Source organism: Corynebacterium tuingiense (assembly GCF_046718165.1).
In the GTDB taxonomy this organism is placed as follows: domain Bacteria; phylum Actinomycetota; class Actinomycetes; order Mycobacteriales; family Mycobacteriaceae; genus Corynebacterium.
The window spans coordinates 1772595-1791257 of sequence record NZ_CP177101.1 but is presented as its reverse complement, the minus strand read 5'-3'; the positions used below and the strand labels follow the sequence as shown (position 1 = coordinate 1791257).

Below are 18663 nucleotides of genomic sequence, written 5' to 3'. Positions count from 1 at the left end.
CATGCGCGAAAATTATCGCGACCGCGCCGTGGTCATTCGCTCCTATGATTTTGGGGAAGCCGACCGCGTCATCGTACTGCTCACCCAAAACCATGGGTTGGTGCGTGCGGTGGCCAAGGGCGTGCGCCGAGCAAAATCCCGCTTTGGATCGCGGCTGCAGCTCTTCGTCAATTTGGATGTGCAGCTGTATATAGGAAAGAACCTGGCCACGATTTCCCAGGCGGATACGGTGAATTATTTTGGTGCGCGCCTCATCGAAGACTACGAGCGCTATACGGCCGCCTGTGCGGTCTTGGAATCGGCCGAGCGGCTCATCTACGCGGATGGAGACGGCGACCCGTACCTCTACAACGCGGTGGTGGCGACGCTCGAGCAGCTGCAAACCGAGGAGCCGACGCAAACGCTTGATGCGTTCTTATTGCAGGCCATGGCGCATGCCGGCTGGGCACCGAGCCTTTTTGATTGCGCCCAGTGCCAGCGCCCCGGCCCGCACCATGCCTTTCACCCGGCCGTCGGCGGCGCCGCCTGCCACGAATGCCGGCCGCCAGGAGCTGCGGAGGTGGATCCGGAAACCCTGCACCACTTGTGGCTTTTGGCACATGGCTACCCGACGGATCCGACTAATGCGCAGCGGCAGGAGGGGCATCGGCTAGCGCGGGCGCACCTGCAGTGGCACATGGAGCGAAATGTGTCCGCATTACAGGTGATGGAACAGTAAACTGTAGCCCGTGATTACCCCAGATCCTTCTCGTCGCCTGACCCCGCCGAATATTCCGGATGAGCTGCTGCCACGCCATATTGCGTTGGTGATGGACGGCAATGGCCGCTGGGCCCAAGAAAAGGGCATGAAACGCACGGAAGGCCACCGCAGGGGAGAGGCGGTGCTTCTCGATGTCGTCGATGCCTGCCTCGCCGCCGGTGTACCGTATCTTTCGGCATATGCGTTTTCCACTGAAAACTGGCGGCGCAGCCCGGAAGAGGTGCGCTTTTTGATGGGCTTTAATCGCGATGTGCTGCGGCGGCAGCGCGAGTGGCTCAATGAGCGCGGCGTGCGCGTGGTGTGGGTAGGGCGTCGACCGCGCCTGTGGCGCTCGGTGATTAAGGAACTCGAAACCGCCGAAGAATTGACCAAGAATAATACAAAAATGACGCTGGCCATGTGCGTTAATTACGGTGGCCGGGCGGAAATGGTCGATGGCGTGCGCCAGCTTGCGGAAAAGGTCGCCGCTGGTGAAATTCGCCCGCGCGATATTAAAGAAAGCACCATCGCAGAGCATCTCTATGATCCCGGCATGCCGGACGTGGACCTATTCTTGCGGCCTTCCGGTGAGAAGCGCACTTCGAACTTCCTGCTGTGGCAGTCCGCTTACGCCGAGATGATTTATCAGGACAAGCTATTTCCTGATTTCACCCCGGAGGACCTCTTCGCCGCCATTGAGGAATATGCCCGCCGGGATCGCCGCTTCGGTGCTGTGAAGTAGGGAAGTAGCAGCTAAGGAAGGCGCGCGAGACTACCGTGCGGTGACTACTGTGCGGCCGCGCACTGCGAGCACACGCCGAAGATCTCCGCGTCGTGGCCGGTAAGCTCGAAGTTGTACTCGGCGGCTACGGCCGAAGCCCACTTTTCAATGGGTCCACCATCGATTTCTTCGGTGCGGCCGCATTTGGTGCATACCAAGTGGTGGTGGTGCGCATCGGTTTCGCAATGGCGGTACAGGGTCTCGCCATTGGGCATGTGTAGTGCATCTACGGCATCAATATCGGAAAGAGATTGTAGGGTGCGGTAGACGGTGGTGAGACCGACTTTTTCTTGCCGCTCTTGGAGCTGGTGATAAATTTCCTTGGCGGAGGCGAACTTGTCGATGTCCCGCAGGACCTCAACAACCGCGGTGCGCTGTTTAGTATTGCGCGAGCCGAGCTTGGGGATACTCTCATGAATGGACATGACATTCATATTATCAACTCTTTTTCAACAAGCGCTATAATAAATCGTCTTTATATGCAGACCGGTTATTAAGAGGCGATTTTCGCGGCGTCTTCCAAAAGGGTTAAAACCTCCGGTGCGACCAGAGAGTAGGTCACCTCGCGCCCATTGCGCTCAGAGCTGACAATCCCTGCCTGCTTAAGAACTCGCAGGTGCTGGCTAATCAGCGGCTGGGACTTGCCGGTGGCTTTAACCAGCTCATGTACGTAATGGTCGCGCTCCGCCAGGCGGGTAATGATGGAAATGCGCAGCGGGGAATCGAGGGCCGCGATAACGCTTGCGGCCGCAGAGTTATTAAATGCTAATTGAACGGTCGTCATAGGGAGTGGGCACCTTCAATACGGTATCTATTATCTGTCGACCACTACTATATTACCTCAAGTTGGTCATTACCTGTACATTAACCGATTTAAATTTGCACCCCCTGATCTCACTACTGATGGGGGATAAGGGTTAGACTGAATGAGATTGTCACGACTATCCCCTACCAGAGGAGTCCTTTACAACCATGGCATCCCTTATCGATACCGTTGTTAATCTGTGTAAACGCCGCGGCTTGGTCTACCAGGCGGGTGAGATTTACGGCGGTTCCCGCTCCGCTTGGGACTATGGTCCTCTTGGTGTGGAGTTGAAGGAAAACATTAAGCGCCAGTGGTGGCGCCACATGGTCCAATCTCGCCCCGATGTCGTAGGTGTGGATACCTCCGTCATCCAGCCGCGCCAGGTGTGGGTCTCCTCCGGCCACGTGGAGGTTTTTACCGATCCCCTGGTGGAATCCCGCCACACCGGTAAGCGCTACCGCGCCGACCACTTGCTCGAGGCCTACGAAGAAAAGCACGGCCACGAGCCAGAAAACGGCCTGGCTGATATTAACGACCCGGAAACCGGCCAGCCGGGTGACTGGACCGAGCCGAAGGCCTTTTCTGGCCTGCTGAAGACCTTCCTGGGGCCGGTCGATGACGAGCAGGGTCTGCACTACCTGCGCCCGGAGACCGCACAGGGTATCTTCATCAATTTCAAGAACGTGATGACCTCCTCGCGCATGAAGCCGCCATTCGGCATCGCCAATATTGGTAAGTCCTTCCGCAATGAGATCACCCCGGGTAACTTCATCTTCCGCACCCGCGAGTTCGAGCAGATGGAGATGGAGTTCTTTGTCAAGCCTGGCGAGGACGAAGAGTGGCACCAGTACTGGATTGATGACCGCTACAAGTGGTACACCGACCTGGGCATCAAGGAAGAAAACCTGCGCCTGTACGAGCACCCAAAGGAAAAGCTGTCGCACTACTCCAAGCGCACCGTGGACGTGGAGTACGCCTTCGGCTTCAAGGGCTCCAAGTGGGGCGAACTGGAAGGCGTGGCCAACCGCACCGACTATGACCTTTCCGTCCACGACAAGGGCTCTGGCGAGGATCTGTCTTACTATGACCAGGCCAATGACGAGCGCTGGATTCCGTACGTCATCGAGCCGGCCGCTGGTTTGGGCCGTTCCATGATGGCCTTCCTGGTAGATGCCTATGACGAGGAAGAAGCACCGAACGCTAAGGGCGGCACCGACAAGCGCGTGGTTCTGCGCTTGGACCGCCGCTTGGCGCCCATCAAGGTTGCCGTCCTGCCGTTGTCCAAGAAGGAGGAGCTATCCACTCCGGCCCGCGAGCTGGCGGATAAGCTGCGCGCCTACTGGAACGTGGACTTCGATGTCTCTGGAGCCATCGGCCGCCGCTACCGCCGTCAGGACGAGGTTGGTACGCCATTCTGCGTCACCTTCGACTTCGATTCGCTCGAGGATAACGCAGTAACCGTGCGCGAGCGCGACACCATGGAGCAAGAGCGCGTAAAGATTGAGGATCTTGAGTCCTACCTCTCCGCGCGCCTGATTGGGTGCTAAGCAGATGCACTACACCAGCTGGGATCGCTCCGAGCGCGACAAGCCCGTCCTCCTCGTTGAGGAGGGCCCGGAGCGCCTAGGCGTCTTTGCGGAACATTCCGCCGAGGTAGACGGGAACTTTTGGCGCGTCGAGGTCAGCGATTTGGGGGCTTCGGCCACGCTTGACGATGGCTCCGTCTACCGCCTCGCCGGCCGCCTCGGCCGCGATAAGCGCCTTGAAGCCTCGCTCAATGGCCGCACCTTTCATTACGTCAATGAAAATAGCGGCGATTGGATCATCGATGATGTCGATGACAACAAGGTGGCGCAGTTTTCCGCCAAGAATTCTGGCGTGCGCAAGGCCATCTTGGAATTCGAAGACGATGCGAAAGGCTTAAGCACCGCCGAGATCGCCGGTCTGAGCTGGTTTACCCGCGCGATTTTGGAAAAGAACACCAAAAACTCCGCGTGGGTATGGATCATCATGCTGGTATTGGCCTCCATCGTCGCCCTGCTGGCGGTGTTCATTTTCTAATGGCGGGAACGATGCCGTGGCAGTGGAATGGTGCTACTCTGCGCGACGTACGCGGCACCGACATTGCCTGGGTGCGAGACGGGGTACTGACCATTGCCGGCGCGCTCTCCGGGGATCCCACACAACCAGATACGCTTTTTGACGTAGAGACCTCGCTAGACGGTGCAACCGCCTCCCCGCGTTTTTTCCTGCGGGCCCGGCCGCGTAGCAGCTGCAGCGCGGGTTCCGGAGCTGCGAAGCATTATGAAGTTTCGCAGGCGGGATTGACCGTCACGCGCCTGCGCGCGACCTGCGGAGACACCCACTACCTTTTGGATCGCTCCGCCATCTTTGGCAAGCAGCGCCGCATCGTGGCCCTTGCCGAAGATGGTAGCGCGGAGGGCTGCGAGGTTGCGCGCCTTAACCCGCGGGGCAATGGCCTAGAAGTAGCGGCCGCTGATAACAATGGCCTTCCGGACGTGGATGCGGTAGTGCTGAGCTATAGCTGCCTGCTTGTTGATGCCGCACCGCGCATCGTGCGCGGCTAAGCGCCAACAAAGCAGGCCTTAGAAGGAGCCGCCGCGGAAACCGCCTCCGCCACCGCCGCCGGAGAATCCTCCGCCGCCGCCGCTGAAACCACCGCCGAAGCCGCGGCCACCGCCGCCAAGGATTTGGCCCAACACCATACCGGTGATGATATTTCCGGCTGCGGAACTCGTCTGCTGGCGTTGTTGCTGACGGCGATACTCGTCGGAATCATCCTTGGCCCGTTGCAAGGCGGCTTGCGCTGCGGCAACGGCTTCGCGAGAGGATTGCAACGCGCCGCGGATATCGCTGCGCTGGGTGTGCAGGGCTTGGGCGTGGAGACGCTTGGCATCGGCAAGCGCGGTGCGGGCGCCGGAACCAACAATGCGCCCGCGCGAGGAAATGAGATCCTCGGCGGCCTGAATATTGGATTCTGCCACCGACATTTGCTGGTGGAAAAGCTCGATCTGGCGCGCGTGGGTAGAAGTCTTTTCCCGCACGCGGTCAAGACGTTCATCAAGCTCGGTATCGATGCTCATGAGCGCGGTGTGCTGGCCCAAGGGATCCGTATCGCCCTGCTGCTTGGCGTCAGTGACCGCAGCAGAGGCGCGCTGCAGCAGTTCTTCGAGGGCTTGCCAATCCGCCTGGGTTCCCTGGGATTTGCCTTGGCGCTCTAGCTCGCGGGCTTCCTCGATTTCGCCCTCGACCTCGGTGATAAGCGCACCCAGATTACGGCGGGCGGAGGAAATATTCTCCTCGGCGTGCTCCACTCCGGTAAGGAGCCTATCGGTGACCTCCGTGGCGTGCTCGATATCGCGGATAAGCCCCACGAGCGAACCCTGCTTCCCGGCCGGCTGGCCCTGCACCTCGCGGGCTTGGTCCAGGAGCTTTTCCGCCTCATCGAGGGAGGCGCTGGCCAATTCTGGGTTATCCGCAATGGAGGATAGGACCTCTGCGGAATAGTCCTCTTGGAGCTTTGTGAGGGTACCTTCGGCGCCAGGAAGGCGAGTGCGCAGACCGACGGTGCGCTGGGTGAGCTCGTCCAACTTGGAGTCGCTCTGCAGCAGCAGGTCGCGCATCTGGGCAAACTCTTCTGCCTGGCTATCCAAAGCGTCATCGGCTTGGCCGCAGGTGGAGACGATTTCTACCAGCATCTGCCGGCGCTCGGCTTGGGATTCTGGCACCGCATCATCGAGGCGCTGGCGAATCTTGAAGGCCTTTTGCAGGGTAGAGGTGGAATGATTCATCGCCTTGGTAAATGGGCGGGTGCGCTCCGGACCGAACTCAGACAGGGCGATATTGAGCTCTTCCTTGCCGCGGCGGATGGATTCATCCGTGGAGACCAATTCTTCTTGGGCCAATTTATCCAAGGTATCCAGCGGCAGCCGGTTTAATTGATCGGTATCTTCTGGCGCAATCTCGCGGGCGGACTCTAAAGTTTTCGCCTGATTCTTTTTCGTGTTGCGGCGCGAGTAGTACCAGATGCCGCCGCCTGCAGCGACGATGGTGGCGGCGCCACCGCCCAGCCAGGCTATGCCGGAGGAATCAGAGGAGCTGGAGGTGCCAAGGGCGGCATCGGCAAGCGCGATCGCAGAAGCGCCGTATTCTTCTGCGGATAGCTTGCTGTAGGCGGCATCGTACATCTGATCCAGGCGGCCCTCGGGCCATTGATCGCCGGTCTGCACGCTCACCTGGCGCTCATTGACGCCAACGACATAGGCCGCGGAATTCGGTCCCTTCTCGTTGACTATGCTGCGCGCATAGCTTTCTGGATCAGTGCCAAGATCGTTTGCGAAGACTACAAAGATGATGAGCGACTGGTCTTTTTGCAGCTGGGTGATCTTCTCATTGATCTCCTTAATTTCCTCGCTACTTAAGACCCCTGCCTCATCATTTACCCTGTCTGTCACCGCCGCCGTATCCGGGGCTTGGGCAAGGGTAGTGGTCTCCGCGGCTAGGGCTTGGCCTGCGCCAATGGAGGTGCAGCCGAGCAAAAATGCCGCGACGGTAGCGCGGCCGATTCGTGCACTAAGATTCATGCCCACAACCATACCTGCCCGAACGCTCAATCCGGAGAACCTCTTTCGCAGGCAGTAGGGTGGGAAGCATTGTGAAATACGTCGTTGTTTTAGGCACCGCGCAATACGATGGCCGCCCCTCCCGCATCCTGGCCGGGCGCCTGCGCCATGCCGGGGAGCTGGCCACCTCCCGCGGCCTGCCGGTGATTACCGTGGGCGGCCAGCTTCCCGGGGATCGGTTTACGGAGGCCGGGGTTGCCCGCGATTACCTGCGCGAGCATTTCCCTGAGCTGCAGGTATCCGCCGTGGAAGAAGGCCTCGATACGCGCGGGTCCTTAGCTGCGGTTATCGATGCCCACGGCCTTGCCGATGCCATCATCGTCACCGATCCCTTGCATAGGTTGCGCACGTGGGTCGTCGCTAAGCAGGAAGGGCTCAACGCCCAAGTGTCCGGCACGCCCTATTATCCCGCCCGGCGGTTTTCTAAGCCTTGGTGGCGCTACCTCGCGCACGAATGCGGCGGGCTGTTTTATATAGGTATTTCCAGCATTGTCTCTCCCCGATGCGCGCGTGCCTGGAAAAGGCGCCTGTACCGCATTGAGCTGATGCTGCGGCCGAATCAGAAGCTGCGGCACGAAACGATGCAAAAGGAAGAGAGGACTCCTTAAACCTAAAAATGATTTTCATATGTTATTTTATAACCTGATGATACTTTTCAAATAGGGTATCTTGTTTATTAATGTGGTTACTGGGGCATCATGAAAAACTATCCTCACACATTTTGAAATGCTTCGGAGATTCACGTGGAGAACATGCTGCAACTAGAGGGCCTAGCGGTACAGTTAAGCAGGAAGAGTGGACCGTTATTTTCCATCAATTCCAAGCATGAGCCCGGTACCCTTACCTGGATCCGTGGAGCCTCTGGGTCTGGTAAAACTACGCTGCTCCGCGTGGTTTGTGGTCTCCAAAAACCCACATCGGGAACAGTTAACATCTTCGGAAACGATTTGTGGAGCTCCTCTGAAAAGAGCAGGGATAGGCTTCGAGCGAAGTCAATGGGAATTGTCTTTCAAGATTCCGGCATAGTCCCCTGTCTGACGATCGACGAAAACCTATCCTTCGCTCGAGAGCTAAGTGGGACTTCTACAACGCAGGAAGACAATCGTTCGCTGTTGGCTCAATTTAGCATGAGTGAATATGCTGACTCACTTCCACACGAGCTTTCGGGCGGGCAACGTCAACGTGCAGCCATAGCCACGGCGATTTCCAAAGGGCCTCGACTAATTCTCGCCGATGAGCCAACGAGCGCGTTAGATGAGAAAAATGCGTACTCAGTATTGCGCTATTTGCATAACTATGTAAAAGAAAACCGGACAATCGCATTGGTCGTGTCCCATGACGACCGATTAGAGAAATTTACTGATCAGGTCTTGGAAATCGGGGGTTAACTAATGAACTTTCGCGCGGTCGAATCTAGGATACGCAAAGACACTTTCGCGGAAAGTATTCCATTGCTCACAACGGCGCTTGTACTTATGTTCTTCGTGAGCCTGTTGATCTCGACTATAGCTGCGGAAGAGGTAGCTGAATCTATGTCAATGGGGCTGATGTATTCAGCTATTATCTCCACTGTTCCCTTTGCCCTAGCTCTCAAATACTGCATAAGGCATGTGGTGGAAGGGAGGCGCCACCACTATGAAGCTCTTCGTCTATTTGGACTGTCGCTTAAGCGAATTCGGCGAGAATTATTTCTCGAATTACTTACGGCGTATGCGTGCTTTGCTATTATCAGCGCCCTTCTTGTTCCCGTGTTGATGAAGCCAATCTTTCTCTTTTTGTATTCGGGCTTTGGCGTTGAGCTTCCCAAAGGACTTCCTTCACCGTTGCTAATTGCGCCAATTTCGTGGTGCATACTCACAGTTCTGAGCTTTGTTCCCTTTCAACAGGAAACGAAGGTTTTGGAGAATTTGAGTCGGGGCCCGACGAGTAGGGATTCAATACCACGAAGCCCACGAGCTGCACAGCTTCTTCGCTATCCGCTGGGTATAGTGGCTTTTGCCGTGCTACTTGGAGGACTTGGATTAATTCCTCAGGCGACACCTGCAAGTAGGTGGCCATTGATCTTTGTATATTGCGTTCCGTTTTTGGTGAGTGCGGCTTCTGCATTTATTTACGCTGTTGTCCTCTATCTTGTCGAATTTTTTGCCCTTAAGCTCAGGAGATGGAGTCCTTTGCTTTTGGGAGTCCGGTACACACGGTCCTTTATTGCTACTACCGTATTGCGGGTTTCTTGTATCTTTGTCATGTTTCCAATCATTCTTTTTATTGCGAATGATTCTGCACTTTTCTCCGCTAGAGAAGCATTAGCAGACAACGCTAAGGATGTGTACGTCGCGACGCCGGAGGAAGGCGACACTTCTAGCTCGGTTAACGCTGAGAATGCTTGCCGGACCCACTCGGAAGACTGCTTAGGTGTTCTTAGCTGGGTGCCTGCTGTCGAGGGCCCAAACGGACTTCAGCCTTCCACCCCAGAAGAAGGCGCGGTCTTTGCTTTAGTGGAAGATCGGGAAGGAACGGTCGGCTCGTTGGTGAGAAACCCAACGGTAACCGAGCGGGAACCTAGATCGCCGTTTGATCAGACTTGGATGCGGCCATGGGATCAAACCTTTAATTCTCGGGAGGATCCTGCGTGGGAAAGGGCCGAAGAAGAAGGTGCAGCCTACTCTGTAGCTGTATTCTCGAAGGAAGTAGAGCTGCGGGATTTCGGGGCATTGCACGTTATAGGCGCTAATCAATGGGCCGAGAACTTACCTTCGACATTGTTTTACGGTCCGAATGGTACAGGTACTAGCGAGTTTATCCCTCTGTTCGCTTATGTGATTGTTGGGGGAGCGGTTCTCATTTTCGGACTCGCCTTGGCACAGCAAGGTCGGCTCATCCGCTTCGTTACCATCGCTTGGCAGCAAGGAGTTTCAGCCGCAGAAGCACACCGCAATAGGATACTTGCTAACTGTCTGCCGTCTGCCTTTGCAGTAGTTTTATCGCTAGGATCAGCCGGACTTTTGAGTCTGTACATGAACTACAATATTGCGCAAAAGCTTGTGCTACATTTCCCCGCTGTTCCTATTGGGCTCATCTTTTTCTTAGTTGTGGTCGTCGGCTTGGCTTCGATCGGCGGTAATTTCGTGAAAGGTCCGCAAGGTACAAAGAGCTAAGCAGCCACGTTGTTGCCCCAAAAGGCCAGTTCACAGAATAAACTTAGAGCGTGTCTTATTCTTATGCTGCAGCTGATTTTGCCCGGCTGGCCGAAGAACGGCCCAAGGGATCCACGATTAGCGATATCGAAGAACACCGCGGGGTATTCTCCCGCGACCGTGCCCGCGTCTTGCACTCGGCTGCGCTGCGGCGATTGGCGGATAAAACCCAGGTCGTAGGCCCACGCGATGGCGATACCCCGCGCACGCGGCTTACCCACTCGCTCGAGGTTGGCCAGATTGCCCGTGGCATCGGCGCCGGCCTCGGCCTCGATCCGGATCTCTGTGACATGGCCGGGCTCACCCACGATATTGGCCACCCGCCCTATGGTCACAACGGCGAAAATGCGCTCAATGAGGTTGCACAGGGCGGTTTTGAAGGAAATGCGCAAACGCTGCGCATCCTCACCCGACTTGAGCCCAAAGTCCTCGTCGAGGACGCCGATGGCACCGCCCACAGCTTTGGCCTCAATCTCACCCGCGCTGCGCTCGATGGCGCGTGCAAATATCCTTGGACCAAGACCAATCCGGATAGCACCATCAACCGGAAATACGGCGCTTATGATGAGGACGCGGACCTTTTAACGTGGTTGCGCGAGGGCCACACCGATAACCGAAAGTGCATCGAGGCCCAGGTCATGGACTGGTCCGATGATATTGCCTATTCCGTGCACGACGTGGAAGATGGCATCATCTCCCAGCGCATTTCCTTGAACGTGTTGTGGGATTTGGTGGAGCTAGCCCACCTTGCAGAAAAGGGCGCCGAGGCCTTTGGCGGAACTGCCGATGAACTCTTGGAAGCCGCCGATAGCCTGCGCAACCTCGATGTCATCAACGCCCTTGGTAATTTCGACTACACCCTGCGCGATTATGCCAAGCTGAAAAAGATGACCTCTGAGCTGGTGGGACGCTATGTGGGCGCCACCATCGGTGCCACCTCGGAGGCGAATGCCGAACTCATCAGTGCCAATACCCTCGGCCGTATGCACGGTGAACTGCGCATTCCTCCCTTGGCGCAGGCAGAGGTCAAGCTCTTAAAGACGATCGCCGTGCTTTATGTGATGGATGAACCAGCGCACTTAGCGCGCCAAGACCGCCAGCGCGAGCGCATCTACCGCGTCTACGATTACCTCGTTGCCGGTGCGCCCGGTTCGCTCGATGCCACCTTCCGCCTGTGGTGGGAACAAGCCGATACCGACGCCGCCCGCGACCGCGCCATCATCGACCAGATCGCCTCCATGACCGAATCCCGCCTCGAGCGGCTTGCGCGCCGGAGCGCTGACCTTTCGGGGTTCTTGGACTAGTAGCTATGCAGGCTTGGTTGCCCTTTTTGAGGTGCTTGGCTGCGGACTTTCGTCAAAAGTGCAACCTCCGCTGCAATTTTTGAAGCGAAAAAGTGATAACTGAGGGCGCGCGATGCTCAGTTGTAGCAGAGGACCTATAGCATCCGCGGAATGCCAGCATCTGCGGGACGCCAGTATTCGCGGAGCCGCAGCATCCGCGGACTAGCTATTAGCGCGCGAGCCTAACTCCTTCATCTTGGACAACGGCGGCGATAGCCGCGAAGTCATCCAACTCCATTTCCATGTTGGCAGCCACAATGGTGGATACTTCATTCTCACGCAGGAAGCTAGCTAGATCCTCCAGGCTGCGCGGGCCACAATCCACACATCCATGGGTGCGTCCTAAGGCATTGAAGAAATCCGTACGGGTACGGATGGGTTCCGTAATTAAAATGCGGTGCACTATTAATCCTCTGCGTCTGGGATAGAACAGAATGTTTGGTAATGGTCGTCGGTGTAGTACCACACATCGGGGTCGGCTTCGGTGCCGCCGCCGGTGACGATGCGCCTCGATCCGCGATGATTACTGCCAGGGGTTTCTACCGTGTACTCGCGGTAATAGTCCTGCGCCTGCTGGGGGAGGACGCCTTCATAATTGCCAAAATGGGAATTATCTTTGTCGGGGTAGTCATAAGGGCCGCCTGCGAGAATATCGTCTGCGGTTTCTTCGGCCTCGCTGGGAAGGGAAGAAATTGCGCAGGTCTCATCCGTCGATGATGCATCCCCGTTACCGCCGAGGTCGAAGCCGAAATAACTAGCGCCTGCGACGATGGCGAGTCCACCAAGGGCCACTGGAAGCGATTTCTTAGACGCTTTGGACTTGGACATATTCCCTATTGTTGCAGGAAATATCTCGAAAACATAAACGTCCACTGCGTCAAGAGCGATATCCAAAATTGCCCCGTCCCGGGGGTGGGAATACCCGGCGAAAGGCTGCCCCACATGTGGGTAAAACACGGTAATTCTGTGTACTTGTTGAGCGGGACAATCCAATGCGACCATCCTGGCTTTGGCGGTTGAGCATTCGATAAATGGGCGGGGTAGGCTGTAGCCATGGCAAAGGGCAGAATTCCGGACAGTGATATCCAAGCTATCCGTGAACGCGCGCCTTTAGAAGAAATCGTGGGCGAATATGTGCAGCTCAAACCAGCAGGGCATGATTCTTTGAAGGGCTTGAGCCCATTCAAGGATGAAAAGACGCCGTCCTTCCACGTCCGCCCGCAGCGCGGTTATTATCACTGCTTTTCCACCGGTAAGGGTGGCGATGTATTCAGCTTCCTGATGGAGATGGAACAGGTCTCTTTTCCGGAGGCCGTGGAAGCCGTAGCGCAAAAGATTGGCTACCACATTAACTATCAGGGTGGCTCGACCGGTGCTCGCAATGAGAAACCGGGGACGAGGCAGCGGCTAATTGCTGCGAATAAAGCGGTGCACGAGTTCTACCGGAAGCAGCTGGAAACCCCAGAGGCCGCAACGGCGCGCAATTTTTTGCTGGACCGCGGGTTTAGCCGCGAGGTTATTTATGATTTCGAGTGCGGGTACGCCCCAGAAGGCTGGGATACTGCCACAAAGCACCTATTGCGCATGGGCTTTTCCTTTGAAGAACTAGAGGCAGCCGGCATTTCCAAGATGGGCAAGCGTGGTCCCATTGATCGTTTCCACCGCCGGTTGCTGTGGCCCATTAAGGATCTTTCCGGCAACGTCATTGGCTTTGGTGCGCGCAAGCTCTTTGAAGATGACAAGCTGGGCAAGTACATGAATACGCCCGAGACCATGCTTTATCACAAGTCTAAAGTGCTCTTTGGGCTGGATTTGGCCAAGCGCAATATCGCAGAAGGCCACCAGGCCGTGGTGGTGGAAGGCTATACGGATGTGATGGCCATGTACGCGGCAGGCATTAAGACTGCCGTGGCCTCGTGCGGTACGGCCTTTGGTGGGGAGCACCTGCAGGTGCTGCGGCGGCTCATGCTGGATGATTCCTATTTCCACGGCGAGCTCATCTACACCTTCGATGGTGATGAGGCGGGACAGAAAGCCGCGATGCGTGCCTTTGACGGGGAGCAGAAGTTTACCGGACAATCCTTCGTCTCCGTGGCCCCAGACGGCATGGACCCGTGCGACCTGCGCCTTGAAAAGGGCGATGCCGCGGTGCGCGATCTGGTGGCAGACCGCATCCCCATGTTCGAGTTCGTCATTCAGTCAGTAATTGCTGATTTCCGGATCGATACTGCCGAGGGCCGCTTGCAGGCCTTGCGGCGGGCGGTGCCCATCGTCGCGCAAATCCGGGACCAGCCCCTGCAGCGGGAGTACGCCCGCCGGCTTGCCGGCTGGGTGGGCTGGAATGATCCGGAAGAGGTGCTGCGCCAAGTGCGCGCGGAGGCAAAGAGGCCGAAGAAGGCGGACAAGCCGACGATTCGCCGCTTTGATAATGCACAGCCGCAGCCGGCGCAGCAGGATGTGCCCATGATCCATCCGCCCAGTCCGAAGGAGACCCACCTGTGGCCACAGCGGGAGGCGCTGAAATTGGCTTTGCAGATGCCGGAGGTAGTTGGCTCGTATTTTGATGGCATTACTGCCGATGCCTATACCAACGACGCCTACCGCATCGTGCGCCAGGCGATTTCCGCCGTGGGCGGGGCAGACAAGGGCGCCACCATGTCTGGGGTGGATTGGATTGCCGCCGTTGCCGGGGAGATGCAGGATCTTACGGGAAGGAATTTCGTTTCCGAGCTGGCAGTCGAGGCCATCCTGCCCACGGACGTAGGCGCAGAAAAATATGCGGACTCGGTGCTCTCGCGGCTGCAGGAAACCGTCGTGGGAGATCAGATTGCGCAGCTGAAAGCCCAATTGGGCCGAATGCGGCCAACCGATGATGAGGCCGGCTATAACTCCCTGTTCGCGGACCTCATTGCCTTGGAACAAGCCCGCCGCGAGCTCAATGACCGCGCCTTTCGCGGTACGCCAGGTATATAAAATCCCCGGGCAGGCACTCGAGCATTAGTTCAGGTGCTGCGCGGGGAGGGGCTAACGGGGAAAGGCCTTAATCCTCATCGGGTTCATAAATCCGGTCGGCCGGTGGAGCCTGGTTCCCGCGAGCCTTGCCTTTGCCACGGCGCTTTTCGGAAAGGTCGTGGATTTCGCGCATGCGTGGCTCTGGATCTAGGCGGTTGGCTACCATCTTGCGCGCGGAGCGCACCGCAGATTTGGTGGCGGGGGAGTTGACGGTCTTTTGGTAGGCGCTTTTCATTTGGTGGTAGCGCTTGCGGCCCGCCTTGGTGCCAAATACGTACCCTGCGGCGGCGCCGAAGACGAATTGGATCATTATTGACTAATTCCCCTTTATCCTATGCGAGCAAAAGTTCCTCTCTAGCTTACCGCGTATGTACGCTTTCGCGCCGAAACTGCCCGCTGGAAGTGCTTTCCTGTTTTCATTGGCACCTATTCGCGCTAGGTTGAGTTAATGATTCTTCATCAGCAGCGAGATTCGGCCATGGCCGCCGCGGTGGCATTTGCTGCGCTCGCCACGGCGGGCTTGTCCGTGCTAGGTGCCGAACCGGCCGAGGAGACACGGTTCTGGGTGGAGTAGGCAGGGAGGCATCGATTAGCTTGAGCGGTCATATAACTATTTGTTTAAAAAAGCGCTGAAAAGGGTTAGTGCGAAGTTCATTCTTCCTTAACGTTAGCTGGTTAGTGTGCAGAGGAAATCACTTCTAGCTGAAAGTTGCGATATATGACCCGTATTTTCAATCGTGGTGTTTCGCGCCGAGTACTTGCTCTCGGAGCGGCCGCCAGCTTCACCGTTGCTTCCTTTGCACCCGCCGCGCAGGCGGGTGAGCTTTCGTCCAAGGTGCCGCAGGTACAGGGATCTAGCAGTGGATCCAGCATTGGCCCCTCTCCAGTGCAACACCCAGGCGCGCCGGTTCCTCAGCCCTTTGGTGTGGACTATCTTGCAGGCTTTGAATCCGATATCTCGTCCTACCAATTTGGCAACTATTGGCAGGTTGTCCGCGGGTTTGACCAGATTAAGCACCAGCCTGAGGTCCTTGAAGAAAACATGGACAAGGTAGTGGCAATTAACAATGCGGCTGCCGATGACCCTGAGCTGATCGCCCGTGCGCAATCCGATGCCAAGGCAAGCTCCGGTGGGATGCTAGAAGCCATTTCTGACTCCATGGGAGAGAGCCTGGGCGGCGCGTTCCGCGAGGCCTTGGCAGAGCATCGACTGCCAAAGACCCAGTACTTGCTGGGCAATGGCTACGCCGCCCGTGCCGGTGGGATAGCTAGCTCCACCTTCGCAGAAAAGTACTATTTCCATTACGACCGCCCATTCGTGCAGGCACCCGATGCTATTAACCGCTACGAAGACGAGTCGAAGGATCTCTATTCCACCTCGCCGGCTTTCCCCTCCGGGCACACTAACCAGGCAACGTGGATCACCACTTTGATGGCCTCAATGCTCCCAGAGGTAGGCCCGCAGTTGATGCTGCGCGGCGCCGAAGCAGGAAACCACCGCGTCGTCCTGGGCGTGCACTACCCATTGGACGTCATCGGAGGCCGCATGACTGGTCAAGCTGCGGCGGCGGATCGTTTGAACGATGACCGCATGCGCGATGCATTGCAACAGGCTGCGCAGGAAATTCGGGAAGAGATTCAGTGGCGGACGGGCAAATCTGTAGAAGAACTCGTCGCACAGGATAAGGCCGAAGGCAAGGAATACCGGTCCACCGCAGATGCCGTAGATGAATACACGGATTTCTTGGATTATGATTTCACTCCAAGCAATCCGAAGGATGCGCCGATGGTTGTGCCGCAGGCCGCCCCGGTACTACTCGCTGCTTCCCACCCGGATCTGACTCCGGAACAGCGCGCCGAGGTGCTACGCCAGACCGCACGCCCTGCCGGCAATCCATTGGATTGGCAAGGCAAGGACGGCTCCTGGCAGCGGCTTAACGTGGCCCGCGCCATGGCGGCGCAAGTTAACGTTAATGCAGATGGCAGCGTGAGCGTCCAAGGCTAGCTTGGTCGCCCGTCCCCCGATACCGCCTAGGTCCTCACTGCGAGGACTAGGCGGTTTCGATTATGGCGGCAAGGCCCTGGCCGCCGCCGATGCACATCGTGACCAGCGCGCGCTTGCCGCCGGTGCGGCGCAGGTGGTGCGCGGCGGTAACCACGATGCGGGCGCCGGTCGCGCCCACCGGGTGGCCCAGCGAGATGCCGGAACCGTTGGGGTTGAAGCGAGGATCTTCGGGGGAGATACCCCACTGATCTAGTACCGCGAGGGCTTGCGCGGCAAAGGCTTCATTGAGCTCGATGAGGTCGAGGTCATCGAAGGTGAGATCGAGGCGGTCCATGACTTTGCGGGTGGCCTCAACCGGTGCGATGCCCATGCGCTCTGGCTCCACGCCGGCAAGCGCCCAGCCCTTCAAGACCACCATCGGCTCGAGGCCGAGCTCATCCGCTTTTTCACGGGTGGTCACGAGAACGGCGGCAGCGCCGTCGTTCTGGCCGGAGGCGTTACCTGCGGTCACCGTGGCCTCGTCGTCCTGCTTGCCCATCACCGGGCGCAGCTTGGACAGCTTCTCCACGCTGGAATCGGCGCGCACGTGCTCATCCTTGTCCACGATGATGGGATCCCCCTTGCGCTGGGGGACGGAGACGGGGACGATTTCGGCATCGAAAAGCGCCTGCTCCTGCGCGCGGGCGGCGTTGTGGTGGGAGCGCACCGCAAGCTCGTCTTGGTCCTCGCGCGACAGGGAACGCTCGCGGCGGAGGTTCTCGGCGGTTTCGATCATGCCGCTGGGGATGGGGTGGTTTTTACCACCGGCGGTTTCGCGGGCCTCTTGGAGGCGATCGCGAAAGACCATGTTGCCGCCCTTCGCGCCCCACCGAATGTCGCCGTCCACGGTGTACTCGGTGCGCGACATGGATTCGGCACCGCCGGCGATGACTACCTCGGCTGCGCCGGTGGCGACGTGGGCGGCGGCGGTGACGATGGCTTGCAGGCCGGAGCCGCAGCGACGGTCGAGCTGCATGCCGGTCACGGAGACGGGCAGGCCGGCATCGAGTGCGGCGACGCGGCCGAGGGCAGGCGCAGCGCCGTTGGGGGAGGCTTGGCCGAGGATAATGTCATCGATGGCGTTCGGATCGATGCCGGATTCTTCCACGATGGTAGATACCACCAAGCTGGCTAGATCCTGGACGGCGACGGATTTGAGCGCGCCGCCGTAGCGACCGACTGGGGTGCGCTTGGGGTAGCACAGGACGACGTCTTGAGTATGCATGGATTCTCCTTAGGAAATTTCGGTGGTAGTGAGATCGTGGGAAATGGCCGCGCACGTACTGAGGAGCTCTGGGAGGATCTGCGCGGTGAGATCTTGGGTGGAATACACGGAGGTCTGGGTGGAAATATTGATGGCCGCCACAGCGCGCCCGGTGCGATCTCGGATCGGAACGGCGATGGAGCGCAGGCCGATTTCTAGCTCTTGATCCACGATGACCCAGCCGCGCCGCCGCACCTCGCCGAGGCGGGCTCGCAGCGCGTCCTGGGATACCAAGGTGTGCGGGGTGACCTGCTCGAGCGGAGCGGTGGTGGCGAAATACTCATCCAGCTCCGCCGGCGTTAAATCAGCGAGTAGCACCTGGCCCATGGACGTGGCGTGCGCCGGGAAGCGCGTGCCGATGGTGATATTGGTGGACATGATGCGGTGCGCTGCGGCGCGGGCGATATAGACCACGGTGTCGCGGTCGAGCACGCTCACGGAGCAGGACTCATCGAGTTTGGTGGATAACTCCCTCAAATGGGGCTGGGAAATATCCGGCAATCCCAAGCTTGATAGGTACGAATAGCCCAGTTCCAAAACGCGCGGGGTGAGCCAAAAATCTGAGCCATCGGTGCGGGCGTAACCTTCTGCGACAAGCGTGTGTAGAAAGCGGCGTGCGGTAGCGCGCGCTAAGCCTGTGAACTCGGCAACCTGGGCCAGTGTTTGCCGCCGGCGTTCGCCATTGAACGAGTGAATGACGTTGAGTCCGCGGGCTAGTGATTGCACTACGGGGGTGTCTGCCACGGTGTGTCCTCCAAGCTATTTTTAGGGTTAAGTGGCCCAGGTCTCTTTAGTGTACCCGATAATGTTCGCATTCTGAACCCTTGTGCTGTCTGTG

At 57.9% G+C, this 18663-nt stretch carries 20 protein-coding genes; 12 read left to right on the top strand and 8 right to left on the bottom strand.

The genetic code is table 11. The features are described from left to right. Position 1: 1 nt before the first annotated feature. Together recO and ACLI1T_RS08520 are read left to right on the top strand one after the other, a co-directional pair. Positions 2 to 718 (top strand): DNA repair protein RecO, encoded by a 717-nt coding sequence (gene recO / locus ACLI1T_RS08525; protein ID WP_349852878.1) that lies wholly within the window; start codon positions 2 to 4, stop codon positions 716 to 718. A 10-nt stretch (positions 719 to 728) separates the two neighbouring features. Then, a complete protein-coding gene (locus tag ACLI1T_RS08520) occupies positions 729 to 1481 on the top strand; it encodes an isoprenyl transferase (RefSeq protein WP_411702418.1) in 753 nt (250 codons plus the stop codon). Positions 1482 to 1525: 44 nt separating this feature from the next. On the opposite strand, the gene ACLI1T_RS08515 is transcribed toward ACLI1T_RS08520, so the two are convergent. Further along, positions 1526 to 1945 (bottom strand): Fur family transcriptional regulator, encoded by a 420-nt coding sequence (locus tag ACLI1T_RS08515; protein ID WP_034658244.1) that lies wholly within the window; start codon positions 1943 to 1945, stop codon positions 1526 to 1528. Between the two features lie 68 nt (positions 1946 to 2013). Next, on the bottom strand, positions 2014 to 2304 hold the full coding sequence (locus tag ACLI1T_RS08510; protein WP_005278104.1) for an ArsR/SmtB family transcription factor: 291 nt from the start codon (positions 2302 to 2304) through the stop codon (positions 2014 to 2016). 188 nt (positions 2305 to 2492) lie between these two features. Here ACLI1T_RS08510 and ACLI1T_RS08505 point away from each other — a divergent pair, with 188 nt between their 5' ends. Genes ACLI1T_RS08505 through ACLI1T_RS08495 form a run of 3 tightly spaced genes read left to right on the top strand, consistent with a single transcriptional unit; the run spans position 2493 to position 4913 of the window. After that, entirely contained in the window at positions 2493 to 3872 is a 1380-nt protein-coding gene (locus tag ACLI1T_RS08505) for a glycine--tRNA ligase (protein ID WP_284853558.1), read from the top strand. A 4-nt stretch (positions 3873 to 3876) separates the two neighbouring features. Continuing rightward, a complete protein-coding gene (locus tag ACLI1T_RS08500) occupies positions 3877 to 4386 on the top strand; it encodes a hypothetical protein (protein ID WP_411702417.1) in 510 nt (169 codons plus the stop codon). Next, positions 4386 to 4913 carry a hypothetical protein gene (locus tag ACLI1T_RS08495; protein WP_411702416.1) on the top strand — a complete coding sequence of 176 codons (528 nt, stop codon included), beginning with the start codon at positions 4386 to 4388 and terminating at the stop codon, positions 4911 to 4913. The genes ACLI1T_RS08500 and ACLI1T_RS08495 overlap by 1 nt, the downstream gene beginning before the upstream one ends. Before the next feature lie 18 nt (positions 4914 to 4931). Here ACLI1T_RS08495 and ACLI1T_RS08490 read toward each other — a convergent pair whose 3' ends face one another. Further along, a complete protein-coding gene (locus ACLI1T_RS08490) occupies positions 4932 to 6929 on the bottom strand; it encodes a TPM domain-containing protein (RefSeq protein ID WP_411702415.1) in 1998 nt (665 codons plus the stop codon). 71 nt (positions 6930 to 7000) lie between these two features. On the opposite strand from ACLI1T_RS08490, the gene ACLI1T_RS08485 reads away from it, so the two are divergent. The 4 genes from ACLI1T_RS08485 (at position 7001) to ACLI1T_RS08470 (ending at position 11466) form a co-directional block, all read left to right on the top strand. After that, complete coding sequence (locus ACLI1T_RS08485) at positions 7001 to 7576, top strand: YdcF family protein (RefSeq protein WP_411702414.1); 576 nt, start codon at positions 7001 to 7003, stop codon at positions 7574 to 7576. Positions 7577 to 7720: 144 nt separating this feature from the next. Continuing rightward, a complete protein-coding gene (locus tag ACLI1T_RS08480) occupies positions 7721 to 8356 on the top strand; it encodes an ABC transporter ATP-binding protein (RefSeq protein WP_411703309.1) in 636 nt (211 codons plus the stop codon). Positions 8357 to 8359: 3 nt separating this feature from the next. Next, positions 8360 to 10123 (top strand): ABC transporter permease, encoded by a 1764-nt coding sequence (locus ACLI1T_RS08475; RefSeq protein ID WP_411702413.1) that lies wholly within the window; start codon positions 8360 to 8362, stop codon positions 10121 to 10123. Between the two features lie 50 nt (positions 10124 to 10173). Next, positions 10174 to 11466 (top strand): deoxyguanosinetriphosphate triphosphohydrolase, encoded by a 1293-nt coding sequence (locus ACLI1T_RS08470; protein ID WP_411702412.1) that lies wholly within the window; start codon positions 10174 to 10176, stop codon positions 11464 to 11466. Positions 11467 to 11674: 208 nt separating this feature from the next. Here ACLI1T_RS08470 and ACLI1T_RS08465 read toward each other — a convergent pair whose 3' ends face one another. Next, on the bottom strand, positions 11675 to 11908 hold the full coding sequence (locus ACLI1T_RS08465) for a hypothetical protein (RefSeq protein ID WP_023029081.1): 234 nt from the start codon (positions 11906 to 11908) through the stop codon (positions 11675 to 11677). Between the two features lie 2 nt (positions 11909 to 11910). After that, positions 11911 to 12333 carry a ribonuclease domain-containing protein gene (locus tag ACLI1T_RS08460; RefSeq protein WP_284641428.1) on the bottom strand — a complete coding sequence of 141 codons (423 nt, stop codon included), beginning with the start codon at positions 12331 to 12333 and terminating at the stop codon, positions 11911 to 11913. A gap of 225 nt (positions 12334 to 12558) precedes the next feature. Here ACLI1T_RS08460 and dnaG point away from each other — a divergent pair, with 225 nt between their 5' ends. Then, complete coding sequence (gene dnaG / locus ACLI1T_RS08455) at positions 12559 to 14478, top strand: DNA primase (RefSeq protein ID WP_284641426.1); 1920 nt, start codon at positions 12559 to 12561, stop codon at positions 14476 to 14478. Between the two features lie 67 nt (positions 14479 to 14545). On the opposite strand, the gene ACLI1T_RS08450 is transcribed toward dnaG, so the two are convergent. Further along, complete coding sequence (locus ACLI1T_RS08450; protein WP_284641424.1) at positions 14546 to 14827, bottom strand: hypothetical protein; 282 nt, start codon at positions 14825 to 14827, stop codon at positions 14546 to 14548. A gap of 138 nt (positions 14828 to 14965) precedes the next feature. Between ACLI1T_RS08450 and ACLI1T_RS08445 the strand changes: the two genes are divergently transcribed. Together ACLI1T_RS08445 and ACLI1T_RS08440 are read left to right on the top strand one after the other, a co-directional pair. Beyond that, complete coding sequence (locus ACLI1T_RS08445) at positions 14966 to 15091, top strand: hypothetical protein (protein WP_411702411.1); 126 nt, start codon at positions 14966 to 14968, stop codon at positions 15089 to 15091. 144 nt (positions 15092 to 15235) lie between these two features. Next, positions 15236 to 16522 carry an acid phosphatase gene (locus ACLI1T_RS08440; RefSeq protein WP_284641422.1) on the top strand — a complete coding sequence of 429 codons (1287 nt, stop codon included), beginning with the start codon at positions 15236 to 15238 and terminating at the stop codon, positions 16520 to 16522. A gap of 46 nt (positions 16523 to 16568) precedes the next feature. On the opposite strand, the gene ACLI1T_RS08435 is transcribed toward ACLI1T_RS08440, so the two are convergent. Then, entirely contained in the window at positions 16569 to 17786 is a 1218-nt protein-coding gene (locus ACLI1T_RS08435; RefSeq protein WP_284641420.1) for an acetyl-CoA C-acetyltransferase, read from the bottom strand. A gap of 9 nt (positions 17787 to 17795) precedes the next feature. Next, positions 17796 to 18569 (bottom strand): IclR family transcriptional regulator C-terminal domain-containing protein, encoded by a 774-nt coding sequence (locus ACLI1T_RS08430; protein WP_411702410.1) that lies wholly within the window; start codon positions 18567 to 18569, stop codon positions 17796 to 17798. Positions 18570 to 18663 lie beyond the last annotated feature (94 nt).

Bases quoted from the DNA above. Each gene is read 5' to 3' on its own strand.
- ACLI1T_RS08495 (WP_411702416.1), top strand. From the start codon at position 4,386: ATGGCGGGAACGATGCCGTGGCAGTGGAATGGTGCTACTCTGCGCGAC.
- ACLI1T_RS08460 (WP_284641428.1), bottom strand. From the start codon at position 12,333: ATGTCCAAGTCCAAAGCGTCTAAGAAATCGCTTCCAGTGGCCCTTGGT.
- ACLI1T_RS08445 (WP_411702411.1), top strand. From the start codon at position 14,966: ATGATTCTTCATCAGCAGCGAGATTCGGCCATGGCCGCCGCGGTGGCA.
- ACLI1T_RS08450 (WP_284641424.1), bottom strand. From the start codon at position 14,827: ATGATCCAATTCGTCTTCGGCGCCGCCGCAGGGTACGTATTTGGCACC.
- ACLI1T_RS08505 (WP_284853558.1), top strand. From the start codon at position 2,493: ATGGCATCCCTTATCGATACCGTTGTTAATCTGTGTAAACGCCGCGGC.
- ACLI1T_RS08440 (WP_284641422.1), top strand. From the start codon at position 15,236: ATGACCCGTATTTTCAATCGTGGTGTTTCGCGCCGAGTACTTGCTCTC.
- ACLI1T_RS08500 (WP_411702417.1), top strand. From the start codon at position 3,877: ATGCACTACACCAGCTGGGATCGCTCCGAGCGCGACAAGCCCGTCCTC.
- ACLI1T_RS08475 (WP_411702413.1), top strand. From the start codon at position 8,360: ATGAACTTTCGCGCGGTCGAATCTAGGATACGCAAAGACACTTTCGCG.
- recO (WP_349852878.1), top strand. From the start codon at position 2: ATGCGCGAAAATTATCGCGACCGCGCCGTGGTCATTCGCTCCTATGAT.
- ACLI1T_RS08480 (WP_411703309.1), top strand. From the start codon at position 7,721: ATGCTGCAACTAGAGGGCCTAGCGGTACAGTTAAGCAGGAAGAGTGGA.
- ACLI1T_RS08435 (WP_284641420.1), bottom strand. From the start codon at position 17,786: ATGCATACTCAAGACGTCGTCCTGTGCTACCCCAAGCGCACCCCAGTC.
- dnaG (WP_284641426.1), top strand. From the start codon at position 12,559: ATGGCAAAGGGCAGAATTCCGGACAGTGATATCCAAGCTATCCGTGAA.
- ACLI1T_RS08510 (WP_005278104.1), bottom strand. From the start codon at position 2,304: ATGACGACCGTTCAATTAGCATTTAATAACTCTGCGGCCGCAAGCGTT.
- ACLI1T_RS08515 (WP_034658244.1), bottom strand. From the start codon at position 1,945: ATGTCCATTCATGAGAGTATCCCCAAGCTCGGCTCGCGCAATACTAAA.
- ACLI1T_RS08490 (WP_411702415.1), bottom strand. From the start codon at position 6,929: ATGAATCTTAGTGCACGAATCGGCCGCGCTACCGTCGCGGCATTTTTG.